This window comes from Pseudomonas sp. YQ_6 (genome assembly GCF_043103245.1).
In the GTDB taxonomy this organism is placed as follows: Bacteria; Pseudomonadota; Gammaproteobacteria; order Pseudomonadales; family Pseudomonadaceae; genus Aquipseudomonas; species Aquipseudomonas alloputida.
The window spans coordinates 73,420-94,465 of record NZ_JBICJR010000073.1 but is presented as its reverse complement, the minus strand read 5'-3'; the positions used below and the strand labels follow the sequence as shown (position 1 = coordinate 94,465).

16 protein-coding genes and 3 pseudogenes are annotated in these 21,046 nt (G+C 62.7%); 6 read left to right on the top strand and 13 right to left on the bottom strand.

What is annotated here, in order from left to right; all coding sequences use genetic code 11:
- Window positions 1-119 precede the first annotated feature (119 nt).
- The 3 genes from ACF8FG_RS25720 to ptsP are packed head-to-tail and all read right to left on the bottom strand — an operon-like array spanning window position 120 to window position 5,659.
- Window positions 120-1,862 (bottom strand): PTS fructose-like transporter subunit IIB, encoded by a 1,743-nt coding sequence (locus ACF8FG_RS25720; RefSeq protein ID WP_070383470.1) that lies wholly within the window; start codon window positions 1,860-1,862, stop codon window positions 120-122.
- The gene (gene pfkB / locus ACF8FG_RS25715) at window positions 1,859-2,806 is read right to left on the bottom strand and encodes a 1-phosphofructokinase (RefSeq protein WP_014589710.1); all 948 of its coding nucleotides are present in this window, start codon (window positions 2,804-2,806) and stop codon (window positions 1,859-1,861) included. The genes ACF8FG_RS25720 and pfkB overlap by 4 nt, the downstream gene beginning before the upstream one ends.
- Window positions 2,807-5,659 carry a phosphoenolpyruvate--protein phosphotransferase gene (gene ptsP, locus ACF8FG_RS25710; protein WP_318075621.1) on the bottom strand — a complete coding sequence of 951 codons (2,853 nt, stop codon included), beginning with the start codon at window positions 5,657-5,659 and terminating at the stop codon, window positions 2,807-2,809.
- A gap of 284 nt (window positions 5,660-5,943) precedes the next feature.
- Between ptsP and cra the strand changes: the two genes are divergently transcribed.
- Complete coding sequence (gene cra, locus ACF8FG_RS25705) at window positions 5,944-6,939, top strand: catabolite repressor/activator (RefSeq protein WP_003247312.1); 996 nt, start codon at window positions 5,944-5,946, stop codon at window positions 6,937-6,939.
- Between the two features lie 2 nt (window positions 6,940-6,941).
- Window positions 6,942-7,718, top strand: a complete 777-nt coding sequence (locus ACF8FG_RS25700; RefSeq protein ID WP_318075620.1) for a TatD family hydrolase — start codon at window positions 6,942-6,944, stop codon at window positions 7,716-7,718.
- 44 nt (window positions 7,719-7,762) lie between these two features.
- On the opposite strand, the gene ampE is transcribed toward ACF8FG_RS25700, so the two are convergent.
- From ampE to ACF8FG_RS25685, 3 genes are all read right to left on the bottom strand, one after another.
- On the bottom strand, window positions 7,763-8,593 hold the full coding sequence (gene ampE, locus ACF8FG_RS25695; RefSeq protein ID WP_318075619.1) for a regulatory signaling modulator protein AmpE: 831 nt from the start codon (window positions 8,591-8,593) through the stop codon (window positions 7,763-7,765).
- Complete coding sequence (ampD, locus tag ACF8FG_RS25690; protein WP_070383467.1) at window positions 8,590-9,162, bottom strand: 1,6-anhydro-N-acetylmuramyl-L-alanine amidase AmpD; 573 nt, start codon at window positions 9,160-9,162, stop codon at window positions 8,590-8,592. Before ampD ends, ampE begins: the two co-directional genes overlap by 4 nt.
- A gap of 88 nt (window positions 9,163-9,250) precedes the next feature.
- Entirely contained in the window at window positions 9,251-11,410 is a 2,160-nt protein-coding gene (locus ACF8FG_RS25685) for a DUF1631 domain-containing protein (RefSeq protein WP_019436950.1), read from the bottom strand.
- A gap of 243 nt (window positions 11,411-11,653) precedes the next feature.
- On the opposite strand from ACF8FG_RS25685, the gene nadC reads away from it, so the two are divergent.
- Window positions 11,654-12,502, top strand: a complete 849-nt coding sequence (gene nadC, locus ACF8FG_RS25680; RefSeq protein ID WP_003247317.1) for a carboxylating nicotinate-nucleotide diphosphorylase — start codon at window positions 11,654-11,656, stop codon at window positions 12,500-12,502.
- Window positions 12,503-12,577: 75 nt separating this feature from the next.
- Here the strand turns inward: nadC and trxB are convergent, their stop codons facing one another.
- Window positions 12,578-13,540, bottom strand: a complete 963-nt coding sequence (trxB, locus tag ACF8FG_RS25675) for a thioredoxin-disulfide reductase (RefSeq protein ID WP_003247318.1) — start codon at window positions 13,538-13,540, stop codon at window positions 12,578-12,580.
- Between the two features lie 330 nt (window positions 13,541-13,870).
- On the opposite strand from trxB, the gene cysZ reads away from it, so the two are divergent.
- The gene (gene cysZ, locus ACF8FG_RS25670) at window positions 13,871-14,599 is read left to right on the top strand and encodes a sulfate transporter CysZ (protein WP_003247319.1); all 729 of its coding nucleotides are present in this window, start codon (window positions 13,871-13,873) and stop codon (window positions 14,597-14,599) included.
- 44 nt (window positions 14,600-14,643) lie between these two features.
- On the opposite strand, the gene ACF8FG_RS25665 is transcribed toward cysZ, so the two are convergent.
- From ACF8FG_RS25665 to ACF8FG_RS25650, 4 genes and pseudogenes are all read right to left on the bottom strand, one after another.
- Complete coding sequence (locus ACF8FG_RS25665) at window positions 14,644-15,261, bottom strand: GAD-like domain-containing protein (protein WP_003247320.1); 618 nt, start codon at window positions 15,259-15,261, stop codon at window positions 14,644-14,646.
- An 18-nt stretch (window positions 15,262-15,279) separates the two neighbouring features.
- Window positions 15,280-16,626 (bottom strand): annotated as a pseudogene (locus ACF8FG_RS25660) (DUF6861 domain-containing protein).
- 225 nt (window positions 16,627-16,851) lie between these two features.
- A pseudogene (locus ACF8FG_RS25655) lies at window positions 16,852-17,265 on the bottom strand (methyl-accepting chemotaxis protein); the annotation flags it as partial.
- Between the two features lie 180 nt (window positions 17,266-17,445).
- Window positions 17,446-18,039: pseudogene (locus ACF8FG_RS25650) on the bottom strand (PAS domain-containing protein); the annotation flags it as partial.
- A 307-nt stretch (window positions 18,040-18,346) separates the two neighbouring features.
- Between ACF8FG_RS25650 and ACF8FG_RS25645 the strand changes: the two are divergent.
- Window positions 18,347-19,537, top strand: a complete 1,191-nt coding sequence (locus ACF8FG_RS25645) for a glycosyltransferase family 1 protein (RefSeq protein ID WP_318075618.1) — start codon at window positions 18,347-18,349, stop codon at window positions 19,535-19,537.
- 63 nt (window positions 19,538-19,600) lie between these two features.
- On the opposite strand, the gene ACF8FG_RS25640 is transcribed toward ACF8FG_RS25645, so the two are convergent.
- Together ACF8FG_RS25640 and ACF8FG_RS25635 are read right to left on the bottom strand one after the other, a co-directional pair.
- Window positions 19,601-20,083 carry a glutathione peroxidase gene (locus tag ACF8FG_RS25640; RefSeq protein WP_318075617.1) on the bottom strand — a complete coding sequence of 161 codons (483 nt, stop codon included), beginning with the start codon at window positions 20,081-20,083 and terminating at the stop codon, window positions 19,601-19,603.
- Between the two features lie 145 nt (window positions 20,084-20,228).
- Window positions 20,229-20,714, bottom strand: a complete 486-nt coding sequence (locus ACF8FG_RS25635) for a peptidylprolyl isomerase (protein WP_003247325.1) — start codon at window positions 20,712-20,714, stop codon at window positions 20,229-20,231.
- On the opposite strand from ACF8FG_RS25635, the gene ACF8FG_RS25630 reads away from it, so the two are divergent.
- On the top strand, window positions 20,713-21,015 hold the full coding sequence (locus ACF8FG_RS25630) for a DUF3565 domain-containing protein (protein WP_318075616.1): 303 nt from the start codon (window positions 20,713-20,715) through the stop codon (window positions 21,013-21,015). The genes ACF8FG_RS25635 and ACF8FG_RS25630 overlap by 2 nt on opposite strands.
- The last annotated feature ends 31 nt before the right edge of the window (window positions 21,016-21,046 follow it).

The window sequence follows — 21,046 nt, the reverse complement described above, 5'->3', positions numbered from 1 at the left end:
CCTTGTATCGCGAAAGGGCTGCGAAGCAGCCCCAGATTTTCAGCTTCGCAACTTAGATTGCCGGGGCCGCTTTGCGGCCCTTTCGCCACACAAGGCCGCTCCCACAGAACGAGGTCTGCTCATACACTTTTAGCAGGCGCCACGGCCAACTCCACACGCTCGCTCTTCTTGATAACCGCATACACCACCGCTGTCACCAGGCTACCCGCCACAATCGCCAGCAAATACAGCAACGCATGGTTGATCGCGTTGGGGATCAACAACACGAACAAGCCGCCATGCGGCGCCATTAGCTTGCAGCCAAAATACATCGACAATGCCCCGGTCAACGCACCACCGGCGATACTGGCCGGGATCACCCGTAACGGGTCCTTGGCGGCAAACGGAATCGCCCCTTCGGAGATGAAGCACAGCCCCAGCGCCAGCGCCGCCTTGCCCGCCTCGCGCTCGCTCTGGGCGAACTTGCGCCGGGCCAGGAAGGTGGCAATCCCCAGGCCAATCGGCGGCACCATGCCGGCGGCCATGGTGGCCGCCATTGGCGCGTAGCTCGACGATGCCAGCAGCCCCACCGAGAACGCATAGGCGGCCTTGTTGATCGGCCCGCCAAGGTCGACGCACATCATGCCGCCCAGCAACAGCCCCAGCAGGATCGCATTGGTGGTGCCCATGCTGTCGAGGAAGTGCGTCAGGCCTTCGAGCATCGCCGCTACCGGCTGGCCGACCACGTAGATCATCACCAGCCCGGTGAACAGACTGGCCAGCAATGGAATGATCAGGATCGGCTTGAGCGCCTCCAGGCTGCTGGGCAAGCGCGCCCATCGGGCAATGGCCTTGGCGCTGTAACCGGCGAGGAAACCGGCGACGATGCCACCGATGAAGCCGGCCCCCAAGGTGCTGGCCAACAGGCCGCCGATCATGCCCGGGGCCAGCCCGGGGCGGTCGGCGATGGACCAGGCGATATAGCCCGCCAGTAGCGGAACCATCAGTTTGAAGGCGGCTTCACCGCCAATCTGCATCAACGCCGCCGGCAAGGTACCCGCCTCTTTGTAGGCCTCGATACCGAACACGAACGACAGGGCAATCAGCAGGCCGCCGGCCACCACCATCGGCAGCATGAACGACACGCCGGTCAGCAAGTGCTTGTACACGCCGGTTTTCTCGCCCTTGGTCGGTGTGGTCGCCGCTGCGGCGTCGGCAGCGTTTTCCACCGTGGCTTGCGCCAGGGCTTTGTCCAGGGTAGCGCGGGCCTGCTTGAGGGCAATGCCGGTACCACAACGGTAAATACGTTTGCCGGCGAAACGTGCAGTGGGTACTTCAATGTCGGCGGCCAGCAGCACCACGTCGGCCGCAGCGATGGCGTCAGCGGACAAGGGGTTGCGCGCACCGACCGAGCCCTGGGTCTCGACGGTAAGCTGGTAGCCCAGTTGTTGTGCGGCTTGCTGCAAGGCCTCTGCGGCCATGAAGGTATGGGCTACGCCGGTCGGGCATGCAGTGACGGCAACGATGCGAGCGCCAGCACTGCCAGTTGCGGCAGGGGTGTCTGTCACTGCGGCCAGCAGCTCGGCGTTGGCCGCTGCTTCGTCGAGAAAGCCTTCGCGATCAGCCAGCGCCTGGGACGGCGTGCTTTGGTACAGGCGCTTGCCGACGAAGCGGGCCAGATCCACCGGCCCGGTGCTGACCACAAGCACCCAGTCAGCCTCGGCGATCTGTGCGGCGCTCAGTTGCCGCTCGGGGTGTTCAGTATTCTGCACTTCGACGCTGGTGCTCCAGCCGCGACGCTGGGCAGCGGCGGACAGCAAGCGTGCACTCAGTACACTCGATACCTGGCCATTGGGGCAGGCGGTGACTATGGCAATGTTCATCGGCAACCCTCTTGTTGTTCTGTCAGTTGCACGGCCGCCTCCAACTGCGCCAGGTGCTCGCGGTCATGGATGCCGAAGCCAACCTGGGTAACGGCCTGGGCGGCGATGGCAGTGGCCCGGGTCAACGTCTGCGCAGGCGCCTCGGCCAGCAGCAGGCCGTGGACCATGCCGGCCACCAGCGAATCCCCCGCCCCCACCGTGCTGGCAACCCGCACCTTGGGTGGGCGGGCCTGCAGGGCCAGATCGCGACTGAACCAACTGACGCCCTGCTCGCCCGCAGACACCACCACGTGTTCAACGCCACTGTCCAGCAGGCGCTTGGCGGCGGCGCGCTGTTGCGCCAGGTTATCCACAGCCAGGCCCAACACTTCGCCCAGTTCTTCGGTATTGGGCTTGACCAACCAGGGCGCGCTTTGCAAGCCGACACGCAGGGCTTCACCACTGCTGTCCAGGACTACCTTGAGGCCTTGGGCCTTCAACCGTTCGAGCAACTGGCGGAACCAGTCGGCACTGATTCCACGCGGCAGGCTACCGGCCACCACCACGGCATCATGACCGGGGGCAATCTGTTCCAGCCTGTGCAGCAAGGCGCTACGTGCCGCCTCGTCGACCTCCGGGCCCTGCCCGTTGATGTCGGTCACGCGGCCATCGGCCTCGACCAGCTTGATATTGCTGCGGGTTTCGCCCGGCACACGGACAAAGCAGTCGGTAAAACCGCGGCCGTCGATCAGCGCCTCGAAGGGCTGCAGATTGTCGCGCCCGAGGAAACCGCCCACGGTTACGCTGTGCCCCAGGTCGGCCAGTACCTGGGCAACGTTCAGCCCCTTGCCTGCGGCGTGACTGTGCTGCGCCTGGCTACGGTTGACCTGCCCTGGGCGCAGAGTGTCCAGGCCGATGGTGATATCCAGCGCAGGGTTCAGGGTAAGAGTGAGGATCTTGGCCATTCAGTAACGCTCCACCAGCGCGCGAACTGCTGCGGCGCTGTCCTGTTGCAGGGCCTCGCGCGCCAGGGCGCGGGCTGCCTGATGATCGGCCTGGCGAACCAGTGCCTTGACTTCGGCGATGCTGCGCGCGGAGACGCTGAGTTCGTCCACGTCCAGCCCCAGCAGCACGGCCACCGCCTGCGGGTCGGCCGCCAGCTCGCCACACACGCCCACCCACTTGCCGTGGGCATGGGCGGCGCGCACGGTCATGTCGATCAGGCTCAATACCGCCGGGTGCAGGCCATCGGCCTGTGCCGAGAGGCTGGGGTGGCCACGGTCGATGGCCAAGGTGTATTGAGTCAGGTCGTTGGTGCCGATGCTGAAGAAGTCCACTTCGCGCGCCAATTGCGCTGCCAGCAGGGCCGCTGAAGGGACCTCGACCATAATGCCCAGTTGCAGGTCGGCTACCGGGATTTCTGCACGCAGGCGCTCCACCATGGCCCGAGCCTCACGCCACTCGTGCACCTGGCCAACCATGGGAAACATGATACGCAACGGGCGCTGGTCGGCGGCCCGCAGCAACGCGCGCAACTGGTCTTCCATCACTTGCGGGCGCTGCAGGGTCAAACGCACGCCGCGCACGCCGAGGAAGGGATTTTCCTCGGCAGCGATCGGCCAGTAAGGCAACGGTTTGTCGCCGCCAACGTCAAGGGTTCGCACCACCAGCGGGCGCCCATCGAGGCCATCGAGCACGCGGCGGTACTCGGCTTCCTGGGTAGCCACATCCGGCGCTTGAGGGTGGGCCATGAAAATCAGTTCGGTGCGCAGCAGGCCGACACCTTCGGCGCCCTGCTCCACCACCTTGGCGATGCCGTTGCTATCGCCGATGTTGGCAAACACCTCAACGGCATGCCCATCACGGGTGATAGCCGGCTCGAAGCGGTTGGCCCAGGCGGCCTGCAGGCGTTGCTCGCGCAGGTCACGCTCGGCCAGCGCCCGCTGCAGCTCATCCGCTGGCGGTGCGACGCTGACCACACCACGCTGGCCATCGAGCAGCAGCGGCGTACCACTCTCCAACAGCAGTATCGATGCACCCGCGCCGACCACTGCTGGTATGCCCAACGCCCGGGCGACGATGGCACTGTGGGCCGTGGCGCCGCCCTGGGCGGTGACAATGCCGGCAACCCGGTTGGGATCCAGGCGAGCGACATCGGATGGACCGACTTCGGTCATCACCAGCACATAGGGTTGCTCGGGTTCAACCTGCGCCTGCACACCACACAACTGCGCAAGCACGCGGCGGCCAATATCGCGCAGGTCGGCGGCGCGCTCGGCGAGCAGCGCATCGTGCAACGCCTCTTGCTGACGGGCCGCAGCTTCGATCACGGCCATCCATGCGGCCGCAGCGCTTTCGCCCTGGGCCAGGCGCTGTTCGACATCGTCGGTCAGGGCCGGGTCGGCAAGCATTTCCTGGTGGGTGACGAAAATTTCGCCAATGGCTTTGTCGCTGCGCAGGACCAAAGCCTGCAGTTCGCCGTTGACGGTAGCCAAGGCTTCGCGCAGTTTCTGCCGCTCCAAGGCGCACGATTCACCCCGCAAGGGATAGTCGAACTCACGCTCGACACAGACATGCGCCGGGCCGCTGGCAATGCCGGGGGCGGCGCCCACACCCTGGATACGGCTGCCGGCCGCTGGCGCTTGCAGTACTTCGGGTACGTCATCGGCAATGGGCGCGACGCTCTGCGGTAGCGGTTCCACCTCTTCACCCAAGCCTTGCTCGATAGCAGCCAGCAGCACCGGCAAGGCATCGGCAGCGATGCTCGGTTCGGCGACCAGTTCCAGTGCCTGACCACGGCGTGCGCCGAGGCTGAGCAGCTTGCTCAGGCTCTTCACCGATACGGCTGGCTGCGCGCTACCGACCAGGCGCACACGGATTTCCCCTTCAAAGCCTTTGGCCAGTTGTGCAAGCACCTTGGCCGGTCGCGCATGCAAACCATGTGGATTGGCCAGCACGACACGTGCGCTAGGCCAGTCCGCCGGCACTTCGCCGCCCAGCACTTCCAGCACCGCACGGCTGCTGGTGGCTTGGTAGAGCATCTGCCCACGGCCTTCGATCAGCACTTCGCACAGCCGCTCAAGCAGGGCCTCGTGAGCGGCGCCAAGGCTGGCCAGGCAGAACAGACCGTTGAGCGGCTGGTCGCGGTAACGCAGCGGCTGCTGCGGGGTGATGAAGGCGAGGCCCGGCTGACGAACCTGGCGCTCGCTGTGCAGCCACCACAGGCCCTCACCCAGCGGCAGCGGCTCGGCCTGCTGCAGCACGGCGGCAAAGCCACTGTCGACACAGTCGGCACGTTGCAGCAGGCGGGCACCGCGCCAGGCCAGTTCGTCGAAGTCTTCTGCCGGCACGTTCAGCCCGACCAGCTGCGCATCCAGCGCCAGCGCCTGGGGCGCGCCCTGCAGCAGCTTGAGCAGCGCTTCGGCAGAGCTGGCCCGGCGCAAGGCTTCGGCCAGGTCGGTCTCGCCCAACGCCCGGGTCAACAGCTGCAGCAGGCGCAGGTGTTCGTCGGAGCGGGCGGCAATACCAATGGCCAGGTAGACCATTTGCCCGTCACCCCAGTCTACCCCCTCGGGGAACTGCAGCAGGCGTACGCCGGTGGCATACACCAGGTCACGTGTTTGCGGCGTACCATGGGGAATGGCGATGCCCTGGCCAAGGAACGTGGAGCCTTGTGCTTCCCGGGCCTGCAGCCCTTGCAGGTAACCCTCGGCGACCAGACCGTCCGCAACCAGCCGATCCGCCAGAAGGCGTAACGCCTCGGCCTTGTCGGCGGCCTTCTGGCCCATGGCTATCTGCTCATTGGCGAGCTCGAGCATGACCTTCTCCTTTTGCAGTTCCCGTTCGGGTACTGGAGTATTGTTGTGAAATTCACATAAAGGGCCAGTTCAGCAGCCTTGCGCGGGTGGCAGCCGAGGCAGAAAATTCGGCAGCTGAAACGTTTAATCTGACCAGACGGCCACGTTACTCGATAATCTGCCCAGTAAAAAGCCCCATCCTGTCGGACAATTGCGACAATGGTCGTCTGCGCGTGATGCCTGTACCGGGTCAAACTACCCGGTCCGGCCTTACAGCCAGCCCCGGTAATAACAAGGAAAATTCGGTGAAACTCAGCGATATCGCCCGTCTGGCCGGTGTGTCCGTGACCACTGCCAGCTACGTCATCAATGGCAAGGCTGAACAGCAGCGCATCAGTAACAGTACTGTCGAGCGGGTACGCGCGGTGGTCGAAGCCCACGGCTTCACCCCCAACCCGCAGGCTGCTGGGCTGCGCAGCCGGCATACCCGCACCCTGGGCTTCATTCTCCCGGATCTGGAGAACCCCAGCTACGCCCGCATTGCCAAGCAACTGGAGCAAGGCGCACGCGCCCGCGGCTACCAGCTGCTGATCGCCAGCAGCGATGACCAGCCAGACAGCGAGCGCCAACTGCAGCAACTGTTCCGTGCGCGCCGATGTGATGCGCTGTTCGTTGCCAGTTGCCTGCCGCCAGAAGATGACAGCTACCGCGAGCTGCAGGACAAAGGCCTGCCGGTGATTGCCATCGACCGCCGTCTGGACCCCGCACACTTCTGCTCGGTGATCAGCGACGACCGCGATGCCAGCCGCCAGCTGGCCGCCAGCCTGCTCAGCTCGGCCCCACGCAGCATCGCCCTGATAGGCGCACGCCCCGAGCTGTCGGTTAGCCAGGCACGTGCCGGCGGATTCGACGAAGCCCTGCAAGGCTATACCGGCGAAGTACGCCGCTATCAGGGCGAAGCCTTCAGCCGTGAGTGCGGCCAACGCCTGATGCAGCAACTGATCGACGACCTGGGTGGCCTGCCGGATGCTCTGGTGACTACTTCGTACGTGCTGTTGCAGGGCGTGTTCGACACCCTCCAGGCACGCCCGGTCGACTCGCGCCAACTGCAGTTGGGTACCTTTGGCGACAACCAGTTGCTCGACTTCCTGCCGCTGCCGGTCAATGCCATGGCCCAGCAGCATGGCCAGATTGCGGCCACCGCGCTTGAACTGGCACTGGCCGCCATCGAGGAAAAACGCTATGAACCCGGCGTGCACGCTGTTGGCCGCACCTTCAAGCAACGCATCTCAGCGGCCTGAACATGCGCCTGATCGACACCCACACCCACCTGGACTTCCCCGACTTCGACGCCGACCGACCGCGCCTGCTGGCCAACGCGGCGGCGCGTGGGCTGGAGCGAATGGTGGTGCTGGGGGTGTACCAGGCGAATTTCCAGCGGGTGTGGGAACTGGCCTGCGCCGAGCCGCGCCTGTTCGCCGCGCTTGGCCTGCACCCGGTCTACCTCGACCAGCATCGCCCTGAGCACCTGGTGCAACTGCGCGAGTGGCTGGAGCGCCTGCGCGACAACCCGCGGCTATGTGCCGTAGGTGAGTTTGGCCTGGACTATTACCTCGCAGACATTGACAAGACCCGCCAGCAGGCGCTGTTCGAAGCGCAACTGCAGATGGCTTGCGACTTCGAACTACCGGCCCTGCTGCACGTGCGCCGCAGCCATGCCCAGGTGATTGCCACACTCAAGCGCTACAAGCCAGCGCGGGCGGGGGTGATTCATGCGTTTGCCGGCAGCTACGAAGAGGCCCGCGAGTACATCAAGCTGGGGTTCCTGCTGGGGTTGGGCGGTGCGGGTACCTGGCCGCAGGCGCTGCGGCTGCGCAAGACCTTGGCGCGGCTGCCACTGGACACTGTGGTGCTGGAGACTGATGCACCGGACATGGCACCGGCGATGTACCCGGGGGTTCGCAACAGCCCGGAGCACCTGCCGGAAATTGCAGCGGCGCTGGCGCACGTAATGGGGCTGGATGTGGAGGTGCTGGCACAGGCCAGCACCCGCAATGCTTGCACGTTGTTCGGCTGGTGAAACTCGGGTGACCGGGATTCCCGTGGGATGCGATCGGCCCCGAATCAGACCAGCACGGTCCACAGCGCGAACCCGGCATACCACAGCACTGCACAGCGCAACAGCAATTCCCACAGACTGTCCAGCCGCCCCAACCCGCGCTGGCTGTCCTCTTCCTCGGGAATGTCATCGGCAATCCGCCCTACCCGAGCCACCAGGTGCCCGGCGCTGATGTGCCAGTTGAGCACTTCGTGCAGCATCACCCGTGTCACCGCGAGGAAGTTGCCCACCAGGGCAAAGCTCAATGCCAGCGCCCGCACCGGCAACCAGTCCATGATGTACCGCAACTGCTCGGCACGCGCCTTCAAAGCCGGCTGCTTGCTGTGCTCACTACACAGCGCCAACAATCGATAAGCCAGCGCAGCGCCAGGGCCCAGTACGAAATACCAGAAGATCACCGCAAAAAAGCCCTGGTACACCTGCCACAGCAAGTTACCCTGCACCCGCACCAGCAAGCTGTGCGGTTCATCGGCCACCAGGCCCAGGTCGCGCTCGGCCGCGTGCAGCGCCGCCTGATCATCCCCCCGCCGCCAGGCATCACGAAACGCCCCCAGCGATGCCTTGGCATCGCCGCGGCCCAGGCTGTAGATCAGCACCAGCAAGTGCACCGGCAACGCCAGCAAACCATAGGCCACCGGCTCCAGCACATGCAGCAGCAACACCAGCAGCGCTACCGGTGCCAACACCAGGATGGCCAACGTCCACCAGGGGTGCACCTTGCCGTTGCGTTCCAGACGCACCAGTTCGCCAAGAAAGAACCCATCGCGCTGCACCTGATGGCGCAGGGCCGAAAACTTCTCGACCCACAGCGCCAGCAACAACACCAGAAAACTCATGCCTTGTCCTCGTTGTGCTGCAGCGCCTGGCGGTAGCGCGACCAGTCGAAGGCCGGGCCGGGGTCGGTCTTGCGCTGCGGGGCAATGTCACTGTGGCCCTGAATGCGGCTCAGGTCGATGGCCGGCCAGGCAGCGCGGATGTGCCGGGTGAGTTGTTCCAGCACCGCATACTGGGCATCGGTATAGGGCAGGTCGTCGGTGCCTTCCAGTTCGATGCCGATGGAAAAGTCGTTACAGCCTTCGCGCCCGTCAAAGCTCGACACACCCGCATGCCAGGCACGATCATGCAACGACACGAACTGCGTCACCGCGCCGTCACGCTCGACGAACAGGTGCGCCGACACGGTCAGGTGGTTGATGCTGGCAAAATACGGGTGTTCATCAAGGGCCAGGCGGTTCTGGAAGAATTGCTGCACCTTGCCCGTGCCGAAACAGGCCGGGGGCAGGCTGATGTTGTGGATCACCAGCAGGGAAATCGATTCGCCTTCGGGGCGCGAATTGAAGTTCGGCGAGGGGCAGTGGGTGATTCCGATTCCGTGGAACCAGCCAGTGGCACGGTCCAATTGCATGGGCAGATCCTGAAAAACGCCGTGAACATGCCCACAGTATGCCCTGCGGCCAACGCCGTGTGCATGTGAATGATTGTAATGCGTCGGCCTATTGCGCCTGCCCTTGCCGCAAGCTTTCAAGTACCGCCTCCAGCGCCCGTTCGAACAACAGGCGATCATCCAGCACGCGCACTTCGTGCCGCTGCAGTGCCTGGGCCAGGCTGGCGCTGCTCCACTCGCGCACTTTCATGCCGGTGCGGTTGGCGAACACCAGCCTGTCACTGCTGTCGATACGCGCGACCAGCTTGCAGCGCAGCGGCTCATCTTCGTCGAGAACCTCGACCCAAGTGCCGATGCGCAGGCGTTGCGCCTGGCGCAGCACTGCAGCCTGCCCGTCGGCAGCGTGCAGGGGCACGCAGGCGGGCTCTTCGGCAATCGCCAGCACAATCTCTTGGGCCACCCGCACATCGCCCAAGGATTGGCCCTCCCCTCCCGGCAGCGCCTCATTACCTGCGCAGGCGCGCAAGTGCAACTGTTCCAGTTGCAGGAAGAACTCGCGGGTCGCCACCGCGTCCAGGGCTACGCTGGCCAGGCCATCGCGCAGCGCCTTGAGCAGGCCTGGCACCTGCTGCAGCAAGGCTTGTGGCTCATGTGGCGGCGTGATGCTGGCCAGCAGCATGTCCATCGTCTGCACTGCGTCGCGCCAGGCCTGTGAGGCCTCACCCTGTTTCAGCCAAGCCAACAGCAGTACCTGGCTCCAGGCCTGCACCAGCATTTGCACCACCACCTGCGGCAACACCCGGCCGCGCAGGCGCTGGTTGAGCACGTGCTGCACCTGCTGCCTGGCCTGCATTGCCCGGGCACGGCCTTCTTCGGCGTCGCGAGTGCGTTGCTCCAGCAACTCGTTACGTCGCCGTTCGTCCTGATTGAATGCCAGGAAGTCGTCGAGCAACTCGGCGAACAAGCTGGCATCGTCGGCAAAATCATTGAGCAAGCGCTGGACGATACGCTCTACCCGCATGTGCAAGCTGTCACGCTGGCACTCGCTGCCGCACTCCCAGCCAATCGCGGCGCCGGCGATTTCGTTGAGCAAACGGCGCGCCGGGTGGTTACTCCGGCTGAACAGCCCCTTGTCCAGTAATGCCACCTTGAGCAAGGGAATATGAAGGCGCGCAATCAGCGCCCGCAGGCTGGCCGGCAGGTTGTCATCGTTGTGGATGAACGCGAACAGCAGGCCAACCAGGTTGATCATGTCTTCGTCAGCCACCTGAAGGCGCCGACGCGTACCGCTGCGCACACTGACCCGCAACAGCAGCTGCTCAAGCTGCTGGCCGAGCTCGAAGTCATCGGCCTCGTACGTGGCGGGCACATAGCGCTGCAAATGCGAAAGTAGCCGGAGCAGGTCGGCGGTACTGATCGGCTGGGCGGCAGCCACCGCTTGCAAGCGCGGAGCGAACTGCCCGCGCACCGGCGCCAGCAGTGCCTGCAACGAGGCAAACAACGTCTGCCCTGCGGCGTCCGCCCCCTCCTCCTGGCCAAGGTTCGCCGGCCCGGGTCGCGCACGCATGCGCCGGTCTTCGGCACGCCGGCGCGGCGCCGGTTGCAGCTCGGGCAGCACGCCGGCAGCGGCCAGCAACTGGTTGGCTTCGCCATAGATCACATCGACATCGCGCAGCACATAACGCTCGAACAGCTTCAGCAGCACCAGCTTGACCCGCAGGCCAACGCCCAGATTACGCCCGGCGTCGAGAAAGTAACGACACAGCGCGGCTGGCCCCAATGGGTTGTACTGCTCGTACAGGGGGCGGTCGAGCAATGCCTGCAGGCGCAGACCCAGTTGCTGCAGGGCGATGCCATCGCGTGACAGCACCCGCGCTACCATGCTCTCGATAGCGGCGGCCCGCTCCATTTGAGCCTTGCTGCGCGGGTTACCCGGCTGGGCCAGGTTTGCCAGCAAGTCCACCTGGCCGGCTCGGAGGAAAGCATCATGGAACGTATCCAGAAAACCACGCTCGATGCTCTTGCGCTTCAGGCGCAGGTCACGCATGGCCTCGAAGTACAGGTTCTGGTCACTGCGGTCCAAGGCCTTGTCGGCCATTTCGAAGAGCGTGTCATCGGCATTGTCGAACAAGTCCTGCAGGCCCTGACGCAACTGCAACGCGGCCTTGTCGCGCACCTGCAGCAACAAGACCGGAAGGCAAGGATGAGGCGTACGCCCCCCTCGGTCGATGGCTGCCGCCAAGGGCACCACCTTGCCTTCTTTTTGCATCCTGGACTCCTTGCAGGGTGTCTTGCCCGAAAGGGCTGGAAAATCGTCAAAGCCATGGCGCCAAATACTAGTCGCCATTATCGGTAAAAAATCGCATAGCTACCAGCGTCGTTTCGCTGGCTGGCTAAAGACCCTGATCTGCTCCGATTACTCACGACGTCCGACCAAAGGTCAGCGCCAAGGCGGCTGTACACACTGGCCCCCTGCCCTATAATCGCGGGCACCTAGCTTGTGGAGCCGACCATGCCGAACCTACGCCTTGCCGACCTGACCGCTGAAATTGAAGCCAACGTGCGCCGCGCGCTGTTGGAGGACATCGGCAGTGGCGATATCACCGCGCAACTGATCCCGGCCGAGCGCCTGGCCAAGGCGACCATCATCACCCGTGAAAACTGCGTGGTCGCCGGTACCGCCTGGGTCGATGCCGTATTCCGCCAGCTCGACCCGCGCGTTGCAGTGCACTGGCAGGTGGCCGACGGTGAGCAGGCCACTGCCAATCAGCCGTTGTTCCACCTGGAAGGCCCGGCCCGTTCGCTGCTCAGTGGTGAGCGCAGCGCACTGAACTTCCTGCAGATGCTGTCGGGGGTCGCCACCCGTGCGCGCTTTCTCGCCGACCTGGTAGCCGGCACCCAGGTGCGCCTGCTGGACACCCGCAAAACCCTGCCGGGCCTGCGCCTGGCGCAAAAATACGCAGTGACCTGCGGTGGGTGCGACAACCACCGCATAGGCCTGTACGACGCCTTCCTGATCAAGGAAAACCACATCGCCGCCAGCGGCGGCGTAGCCGAGGCTGTGGCCGCAGCGCACCGCATTGCGCCGGGCAAGCCGGTGGAAATCGAGGTCGAAAGCCTGGACGAACTGCGCCAGGCGCTGGCCGCTGGCGCGGACATCATCATGCTCGACGAGCTGAACCTGGACGAAATGCGCGAAGCCGTGCGCATTACCGCGGGCAAAGCCAAACTTGAAGCCAGCGGCGGGGTCAACGAAACGACCCTGCGGGTGATCGCCGAAACAGGGGTGGACTACATCTCGATTGGTGCCATGACCAAGGATGTGAAAGCGGTGGACCTGTCGATGCGACTGAGCCTGTGAGCTGATTGCAGGCAATAAAAAACCGGCGCTTGGCCGGTTTTTTATTGGGGGCGCTTTGCCCCCCTTTTTCTCAGATCAGAACGAGGCGTTGGCCAAACCGTCCAGGTAGCGCTCGACATCCAGCGCCGCCATGCAGCCAGCACCGGCCGAAGTGATGGCCTGGCGGTAAACATGGTCAGCCACGTCGCCAGCGGCAAACACACCCTCGACGTTGGTAGCGGTGGCGTTGCCTTCGCGGCCGCCGTTGACTACCAGGTAGCCGTCTTTCAGGGTCAGCTGGCCTTCGAACAGCGAAGTGTTCGGGGTGTGGCCAATGGCGATGAACACGCCGTCGACCTTGATTTCGTCGCTGCTGCCGTCGTTGTTCTTCAGGCGCGCACCGGTTACACCCATGTTGTCACCCAGCACTTCGTCCAGGGTGGCGTTGAGCTTGAGCTCGATCTTGCCTTCGGCCACACGGGCGTTCAGCTTGTCGACCAGGATCTTCTCGGCGCGGAAGGTTTCGCGACGGTGTACCAGGGTCACTTTGCTGGCGATGTTGGCCAGGTACAGTGCCTCTTCCACGGCAGTGTTACCACCACCGACCACGGCGACCGGCTTGTTGCGGTAGAAGAAACCGTCACAGGTGGCACAGGCCGAAACACCCTTGCCCATGAAGGTTTCTTCCGACGGCAGGCCCAGGTAGCGAGCGCTGGCGCCAGTGGCGATGATCAGCGCATCACAGGTGTACTTGCCGCTGTCACCCTGCAGGGTGAACGGCTTGTTGGCCAGGTCGACAGCGTTGATGTGGTCGAAGACGATCTCGGTTTCAAAACGCTCGGCGTGCTCTTGCATACGCTGCATCAGGGCCGGGCCGGTCAGGCCGTGGGGGTCGCCCGGCCAGTTGTCGACTTCGGTGGTGGTGGTCAGCTGGCCACCAGCCTGCATGCCGGTGATCAGCAGCGGCTTGAGGTTGGCACGGGCGGCATACACCGCAGCGCTGTAACCGGCAGGGCCGGAACCGAGAATGATGACGCGCGAATGACGTACTTCAGACATGTCGAACTCCTGTCGAGCGGGCCGCAGGGCCGGCATCGGTGTACCGGCTGCGCCAGCCAAGAAATTAAAAAGGACCCACGCAGCACTTGGGGAAGGCTAAAACGCGCAGGCCCGCAAAGCGAAAAGTTGAGCGCACTGTAGCGAGGTCGCAAAGATTAAGGAAATATCCTTAGACAATCCACCTCATAGGCATCGCCTATGCTGCGATTTCATCGATAAACACCCTCCGGGCGCTTTTGTTACATCCCGTTTCCCGCCGACTGCGTGCCTTTCGTCGGCGCGGCAAACTCGGTAAGGTCAGCGCGTTTTCCTTCTCTGCGGAGTATCTAGATGCAAGCCCCTGTCCTCTCTGGCCCCCAATACCTGCGCGAAGGCCTGAAACTGGTGCTGAGCCCCAACCTGCGGTTGTTCGTGCTGCTGCCCCTGGCGGTCAACCTGTTGCTGTTCGGTGGCCTGATCTACTTCGCCGGCCACCAGTTCGGCCTGTGGCTCGATGCCCTGATGCCCACACTGCCTGACTGGCTGAGCTTCCTCAGCTACATCCTCTGGCCGCTGTTCGTTGCCTTGCTGGTGCTGATGGTGTTCTTCACCTTCACCTTGGTGGCCAACATCATTGCCGCGCCGTTCAACGGTTTTCTGGCGGAAAAGGTCGAGGTGGTAGTGCGTGGCGAAGACACCTTCCCAGCCTTCAGCTGGGGCGAGCTGGCAGCCATGGTACCGCGCACCTTCAGCCGCGAAATGCGCAAGCTGGGCTACTTCCTGCCACGCGCCATCGGCCTGTTCGTCCTGTCGCTGATCCCGGTGGTCAACGTGGTGGCTGCGCCGCTGTGGCTGATCTTCGGCGTGTGGATGATGGCCATCCAGTACATCGACTACCCGGCGGACAACAACAAGATGAGCTGGCAGGACATGCTCGCCTGGCTGCGGCAGAAGCGCTGGCAAAGCCTGGGCTTTGGCGGCATCACCTACCTGGCGCTGATGATTCCCGTGGTGAACGTGCTGATGATGCCGGCGGCAGTGGCCGGGGCTACGTTGTTCTGGGTGCGGGAGCGGAGCTGAAGGAGCGAGGGGCTGCAGGGCAGCCCCTTTTTGCGGATTGCTTTTTAGAAGTCGGAGAAACTGTAGGGTTCGAGGGTGGCAATCTGAGAAAGCAGTATTAGATGTTCCACTGCCTTAACCTTCTCGAGGTTAGCAAGGTCGCTTGACCCGCCGAACGCCAAGGCTGGAACGAACCCATACATTTCATCATGCTTTAGCATGCCCAATTTCTTCTTTGCGGGCTCGAACATACCATCAAAGTCAACAGACGCCTTCTCTTTGCCAAGGAAGAAACCTTGCACTTCCCTGTCCATATCCGCCGCCGTCAACTCATATTCACTGCCCCTGTATCGTGAAATATGAGCCAAAATCTTTACTGAGAAACCCGTTTGCTCTCCAAAGAGATACAGGTCACCAAATGCGCCGCGAGCGATCAGGTGGTATCTATCCCGCTTCTCCAATATTGTGCCTTCGATAAGCGAGGCAGTTACCCCTTCATATTCCTGGGGATTGACAGTCCAAAATATCCCGTCACCATACCCGCACCAACCGTGCTCACTCCAATACGCTAACAATTTGTTCGGCAAGATCCCTCTGTATCGATCCAGACTTGAGGGAGGAACCTCCTGTCGAAAAAACGGCTCACCAACTTGCTCTACAAACAGGGAAAAAACCTCATCCACGGCGAAACCCTCAAGCGACTAGCATTTATGCAGTTTTACGTTCAACAAGCCTGATCCCACGCCCGATTTTGAAGCTTTCTCGGCAGCAGCTTTCAAGCCCTCAACTCTGCTTTTCCATTGTGGGCCTATGCTCGAGTTAACTTGCCTGTCGCCAAAATCAGAAATAGTATCCCGTCCACCGGCGATCAAGTCAGGATTATGCAAAGCTGCGAGAGATGACAGGGTTTCCTTTGCCTGCTTCACCGAGAGCTTTCTAGCTTCAATGGCATTCATAGTTTTCATCAGATCCCTCTGAATTCTCTCCTGTAACTTATCATAAAGTTACTTTCTCGCTATTTTTGCAATGCGCGGATCTCGCTTCGCCGGATTAGCGATATTTTCGAGAAACTCTTCAACCGTTAGCCGATTCAACCCATCCTGCTGTCCCTTCAGCTGCCGTTCAAACTCGCCATGCTTCGATGCTGGCAATTTATCCGCCTTGAAACATGCCACCGTATGCAAAGACATGCTACCGGGCTTACCTGTTGACGGCTCCTTGTCTTTTTCTGCCCGCCGATTCGGCTGAACTGGCTGCGGATCACCCATCGCCCCCTTGCGCCGCTCCGGCACTTGCAGATCCGGCCGTTTCTTCAACCCTTCCTCATGCTTGAGCATCCATTGCCCCAGCCGCGCGCCTTTGCGGCTGGCCGCCATCTCCTGGGCCAGCACTCGGGCATCGCCGCGTCCGCGGGTGAGGTACGACACGATCGCCCCCAACAACAGCACCACGACTTCCACATGGCCTTGAGCAATCTGATGCGTGGCCCGAGGTATCGCATAGGGGTCGTCCCGGCAGAACGGGCCGGTGCCTTCATTGCCGCAGGTGCCTTCCCAGGCGAAGCGGATGCCATCGACGTAGTACTCGCCGATACGCGGCAAGCCCTCGATGAAGAACTCGGCAATGGAAGCCAGCCCCAGCGCGCCAAGGATCCAACCACTGACCTTGAGGCCCATGGCCGCGCCTGCGCCAGCGAACGGAATGGTTCCGGCGCCGCCGGCGAATGCGCCGACCCCTGCGCCAAGCAGGCCACCGGTAATGGTGCTGCCGACGACGATCATCGCCATCTGCTGCACGACCCTCAGCAGTTCGTCGACGATGCTGTTGATGTCAAGGTCGGCGAAGCGCTGGCGTAGCATCTACGCCGCCTGCCATTCGGCGTAATAGAAGGCTGTGCGGACAGCTTCGATCCGGCGCAGGTTGAGGCCCAGTGAGGCGACCTCTTCATTGAGGCTGGTGCGGAACTGGCCACCGCTTGGGTAGCCCACCATGGCGATGACACGTGACTCGATCTCGTGCCACGAGGGCACGAGGTAATCCAGGTACATGAGGTGTCTCCCTGACAACGTGTGCAGGGGGAAATCCCATCATGGATTCGGATCGGAGGTTTCTGAGTCAGTTGTAGGAAAATGCAACTTCGTTTCCGGCATGCTCGGCGAAGTTCAGCTGTTCAGTCGTTACCGTGGGTAAGGCTGGAAATTTTTATCGTTCTTGAGATCGAGCGCCGCGCAGGTGAAGCTCGATCCCATGGCCATTACAAACCCCAAGCCAAATCAAAGACTCAACCGGCTGGAAAACTGCCCCACTACGTCCACTACCCGCTTCGCCCCGTCCTGGATCTCGACAATCACGCTGCCCGTCTCATCCGCCAGCGCCAGCCCCTGTTCGGCCTGGCGCTTGCTGGTGTCGATGATCGACACTGCTGCCTGCGCCAGTTGTTCGTTCTGCTGTACCACCCGGGCGATTTCTTCGGTGGCGGTGCTGGTGCGAGAGGCCAGTTGGCGCACTTCGTCGGCAACGACGGCAAAGCCCCGCCCTTGCTCACCGGCACGGGCGGCTTCGATGGCCGCGTTAAGGGCCAACAGGTTGGTCTGCCCGGCAATGTCGCTGATGGTCTTGATGATCGAACCGATCACCCGCGACTGGGTATCCAGCGCCTGGATCCCGTCGGCCGCCTCTTGCATCGAAGCCTCCAGTCCACGCATCACGGTGACAGTCTGGGTGACCACTTCGGTGGCCTTGCGAGCACTGACATCGGTACCCAGCGAGGTGTTGTAGGCGACATCTGCCGCCTCAGCCACTGCCAGCTCCTGATTGACCTGATCGGTGATCACGGTGGCGAACTTGACCACCTTGTACAGCACATCGTGGGCATCGAAGATCGGGTTGTACGAGGCCTCCAGCCAGATCACCCGGCCATGGGCATCGATGCGCTTGAAGCGCTCGGCAACATATTCGCCACGGCGCAGCCTGTCCCAGAACGCTTGGTAGCCAGCCGAGTTGACCTCCTGCGGTTCGCAGAACATGCGGTGGTGCTTACCGCGAATCTGCTCCAGGCGATAGCCGACGGTGGCCAGGAAACGATCGTTGGCAGTGAGAATGATGCCGTCGAGGTCGAACTCAATCACCGCAGTAGAGCGCATCAGGGCCTTGATCAGGCTTTCGTGCTCGCGTGAGGTCTCGATGGTTCGCGTGAGGTCGCTGGAATGCAGGGTGAAGTACTTGATGCGCCCCTCGCTGTTCTTCACCGGCTGCAGGATCGAGCGTAGCCAGGCTTCCTGACCATTGCCCCGCAGAAGACGGAACGCACCGTTCAGGTGTTCGCCACGGCTGATCGCACTTTTCATGCGCTGGTAGAAGTCCAGCGACTTTACGTGGGCGGGGACGATGTCCTCGATATTGCGTCCAAGCAATTGTTCGGCACGGTAGAGCATCTCGCTCTCGAAGTTGCCGTTGACCATCTCGATCCGTCCCTGAGGGTCGAGCTGCAGCACCAGCATCTCGCTGTCGAGACTACTCTTGACCTGTTCGATGGACATCAGGTCTTCGCGCAGTTGCCGGATTTCTTGCTTGAGCTTGTTGTTGAACATCACCGCTCTCCTGGAGCGCATCACGTAATCGAATGCATCTTCATCGGCTGCCGGGGACACCTTCTTGAGTGCTGTGCGAGGAAATATTCATGAAGGCAAAAGTGCCGGCAGTCAGGCGTCATCTTTACGTCACAAGGCGGTCACATTAGCGCAACCCGGCAGGCGGAAACTTTTTGTCATGAATACACCCGCCCTACGCATTACCCTGGTCAGCGAAACCTTCCCACCCGAGATCAATGGCGTGGCCAACACCCTTGGCCGCCTCTGTGATGGGTTGCGCCAACGCGGCCATGAGGTCGAGGTGGTGCGCCCGCGCCAGGCCAGCGAAGGGCACGTGCACAACGATCCGCAGCTGATGCTGTGCCGTGGCTGGGCGCTGCCGGGCTACCCGGGTTTGCAGTGGGGCGAGGTGTCGATGCACAAGCTGTTGCGCCGCTGGCGCCGGCATCGCCCGGATGTACTGTACATCGCCACCGAGGGGCCGCTGGGGCTCAGCGCACTACGCGCGGCCCGACGCCTGGGGGTGGCGGTGGTCAGTGGCTTCCACACCAACTTCCCGCAGTATTCCGGCCAGTACGGCCTTGGCCTGCTGGCGCGCCTGCTCACCCACTACTTGCGCTGGTTCCATCGGCGCACGGCAATCACCTTGGTGCCAAGTGCCAGCCAGCGCCTGGAGCTGGAGCGTCGCGGTTTCGAACGCCTGGAGCTGCTGGCCCGAGGAGTCGATGCCTGCCTGTTCAATCCGGCCCGGCGCAGCCAGGCCCTGCGCGAAAGCTGGGGGCTAGGCCCGGAGGACATCGCCGTACTGCATGTCGGGCGACTGGCGGCGGAAAAGAACCTTGGCTTGCTACGGCCTTGCTTCGAGGCATTACGCAAGACGTATCCACAAAAGCGCCTGCGCCTGATCATGGTCGGCGACGGGCCTCAGCGCGCCAGGCTTGAACAAGAGATACCGGACGCCGTGTTTTGCGGCGCCCAGCGCGGTGAACGACTGGCCGAGCACTATGCCAGCGGCGACCTGTTCCTGTTCCCGAGCCTGACCGAGACCTTCGGCAATGTGGTGCTCGAAGCCATGGCCTCAGGGTTGGCGGTAGTTGCTTATGACGAGGCGGCCGCAGCGCAGCATATTCGCCATGGCCACAGTGGCGCGCTGGCCATGCCGGGGGACCAGGCGGCGTTTGTCGATGCAGCGTGCTGGTTGCTGGAAGAAGTGGAGACCTTGCGCAGGGTGCGCCTGAATGCGCGACAGCATGCCAGCCGCCAGGGCTGGCCGGCGATTGTCGAACAGTTCGAGGGGTATCTGAACAGCGCATGCCGGCAACCTGGTGCTACGGCTGGGCGTTCTGCGCAATGTTTGCAGCGCCTGTGAGATCGAGCGCCGCCCGCGCGGCACTCGATCTCACAGGTGCCAAAACATCGCGTCAGGCACTCTTCAGGCCAGGGCTTTCTCGATGGCCTGCACCACCGCCAGGTCATCCGGCGCCGTGCGCGGCGAGAAACGCGCCAGCACCCGGCCATCCTTGCCCACCAGAAACTTCTCGAAATTCCAGGTAATGTCACCGGGGAACTCGGCCCCCTCACCTGCCAGCAGGCGGTACAACGAATGGCGCTGCGGCCCGTTAACCTCCAGCTTGCCCCCCAGCGGGAAGCTGACCCCGTAGTTGAGGCTGCAGAAGTCCTGGATTTCCTTTTCGCTACCCGGTTCCTGCCCGGCAAACTGGTTGCACGGCAGGCCAAGCACATTGAAGCCCTTGTCCTTGTAGATCTGGTAGAGGTTCTCCAGGGCCTTGTATTGCGGCGTCAGGCCACATTTGGAGGCAACGTTGACCACCAGCACCACTTGGCCCTTGAAGGGTGCGAGGGGCAGCTCTCCGCCGTTCAGCGCTTCCAGTTTCAGGTCGTGAAATGCACTCATGATGAAATCCCCTCTCAGGTTCCCGGTTGCCGTGCAGGCGAATTCCGCCCACTAAAAAGGCGCTCGTCCAAACCGTTCACCTCCCGTAGGAAGGCAAATCGGCTTGCCCGAGCGCCTGGCGACTTTCTGAGCTTAGCGCAGAAAATCAGTGGTGATGGCCACCTTCACCGTGGATGTGACGGTGAGCGATTTCTTCGTCGCTGGCGTCACGCACGTTGACAACCTTGACCTGGAAGGTCAGACGCTGACCGGCCAGCGGGTGGTTGCCATCAACGGTGACGTCGTCGCCGTCGATGTCGCGGATGGTGACGATCTGCATCTGGCCGTCCGGCGCCGAAGCGTGGAACTGCATGCCTACTTCCAGCTCGTCGACACCTTCGAACAGGCTACGGTTCAGGGTGCTGACCAGTTCGGCCAGGTACTCGCCGTAGGCCTCTTCAGGTTCAATGGAAACGTTCAGCTCGTCACCAGCCTGCTTGCCTTCCAGGGCTTTTTCCAGGCCCGGGATGATGTTGCCGGCACCGTGCAGGTAAACCAGCGGCGCGCCACCGGCGGAGCTGTCGATGGTCTCCCCGGCGTCGTTGGTCAGGGTATAGTCGATGGAGACAGCCTTGTTGGCGGCGATCAGCATGGGGCAAGACCTTTTGCAAAAGAATGTAGAGCGCACAAGTGTAACCAAGCCATCGTCCGATTGCGAACGCGGTGCAGACGAGCAACGGCCCATCAGTCGGATCAACGGCTTTCATCAGGACGAAGAAGGCCACTGGGTGGCGGAACTTTCGTGCGGCCATACCCAGCACCTGCGCCACCAGCCGCCGTGGCAGGAACGCCCCTGGGTGCTCGACTCGGCACAACGTGCGCAACACATCGGCCAACCTTTCGCTTGCGGCTGGTGCGCACAAGGGGCCGATAGCGCTACCCTTGACCGTTAATTTCTTGCACCGCTTATTTCGAGAAGCACGC

What these genes read in the sequence shown, in the direction of transcription:
- ACF8FG_RS25720 (WP_070383470.1), bottom strand. Translation starts at nt 1,862, where the DNA reads ATGAACATTGCCATAGTCACCGCCTGCCCCAATGGCCAGGTATCGAGT.
- pfkB (WP_014589710.1), bottom strand. Translation starts at nt 2,806, where the DNA reads ATGGCCAAGATCCTCACTCTTACCCTGAACCCTGCGCTGGATATCACC.
- ptsP (WP_318075621.1), bottom strand. Translation starts at nt 5,659, where the DNA reads ATGCTCGAGCTCGCCAATGAGCAGATAGCCATGGGCCAGAAGGCCGCC.
- ACF8FG_RS25700 (WP_318075620.1), top strand. Translation starts at nt 6,942, where the DNA reads ATGCGCCTGATCGACACCCACACCCACCTGGACTTCCCCGACTTCGAC.
- ampE (WP_318075619.1), bottom strand. Translation starts at nt 8,593, where the DNA reads ATGAGTTTTCTGGTGTTGTTGCTGGCGCTGTGGGTCGAGAAGTTTTCG.
- ampD (WP_070383467.1), bottom strand. Translation starts at nt 9,162, where the DNA reads ATGCAATTGGACCGTGCCACTGGCTGGTTCCACGGAATCGGAATCACC.
- ACF8FG_RS25685 (WP_019436950.1), bottom strand. Translation starts at nt 11,410, where the DNA reads ATGCAAAAAGAAGGCAAGGTGGTGCCCTTGGCGGCAGCCATCGACCGA.
- nadC (WP_003247317.1), top strand. Translation starts at nt 11,654, where the DNA reads ATGCCGAACCTACGCCTTGCCGACCTGACCGCTGAAATTGAAGCCAAC.
- trxB (WP_003247318.1), bottom strand. Translation starts at nt 13,540, where the DNA reads ATGTCTGAAGTACGTCATTCGCGCGTCATCATTCTCGGTTCCGGCCCT.
- cysZ (WP_003247319.1), top strand. Translation starts at nt 13,871, where the DNA reads ATGCAAGCCCCTGTCCTCTCTGGCCCCCAATACCTGCGCGAAGGCCTG.
- ACF8FG_RS25645 (WP_318075618.1), top strand. Translation starts at nt 18,347, where the DNA reads ATGAATACACCCGCCCTACGCATTACCCTGGTCAGCGAAACCTTCCCA.
- ACF8FG_RS25640 (WP_318075617.1), bottom strand. Translation starts at nt 20,083, where the DNA reads ATGAGTGCATTTCACGACCTGAAACTGGAAGCGCTGAACGGCGGAGAG.
- ACF8FG_RS25630 (WP_318075616.1), top strand. Translation starts at nt 20,713, where the DNA reads ATGGGGCAAGACCTTTTGCAAAAGAATGTAGAGCGCACAAGTGTAACC.
- ACF8FG_RS25635 (WP_003247325.1), bottom strand. Translation starts at nt 20,714, where the DNA reads ATGCTGATCGCCGCCAACAAGGCTGTCTCCATCGACTATACCCTGACC.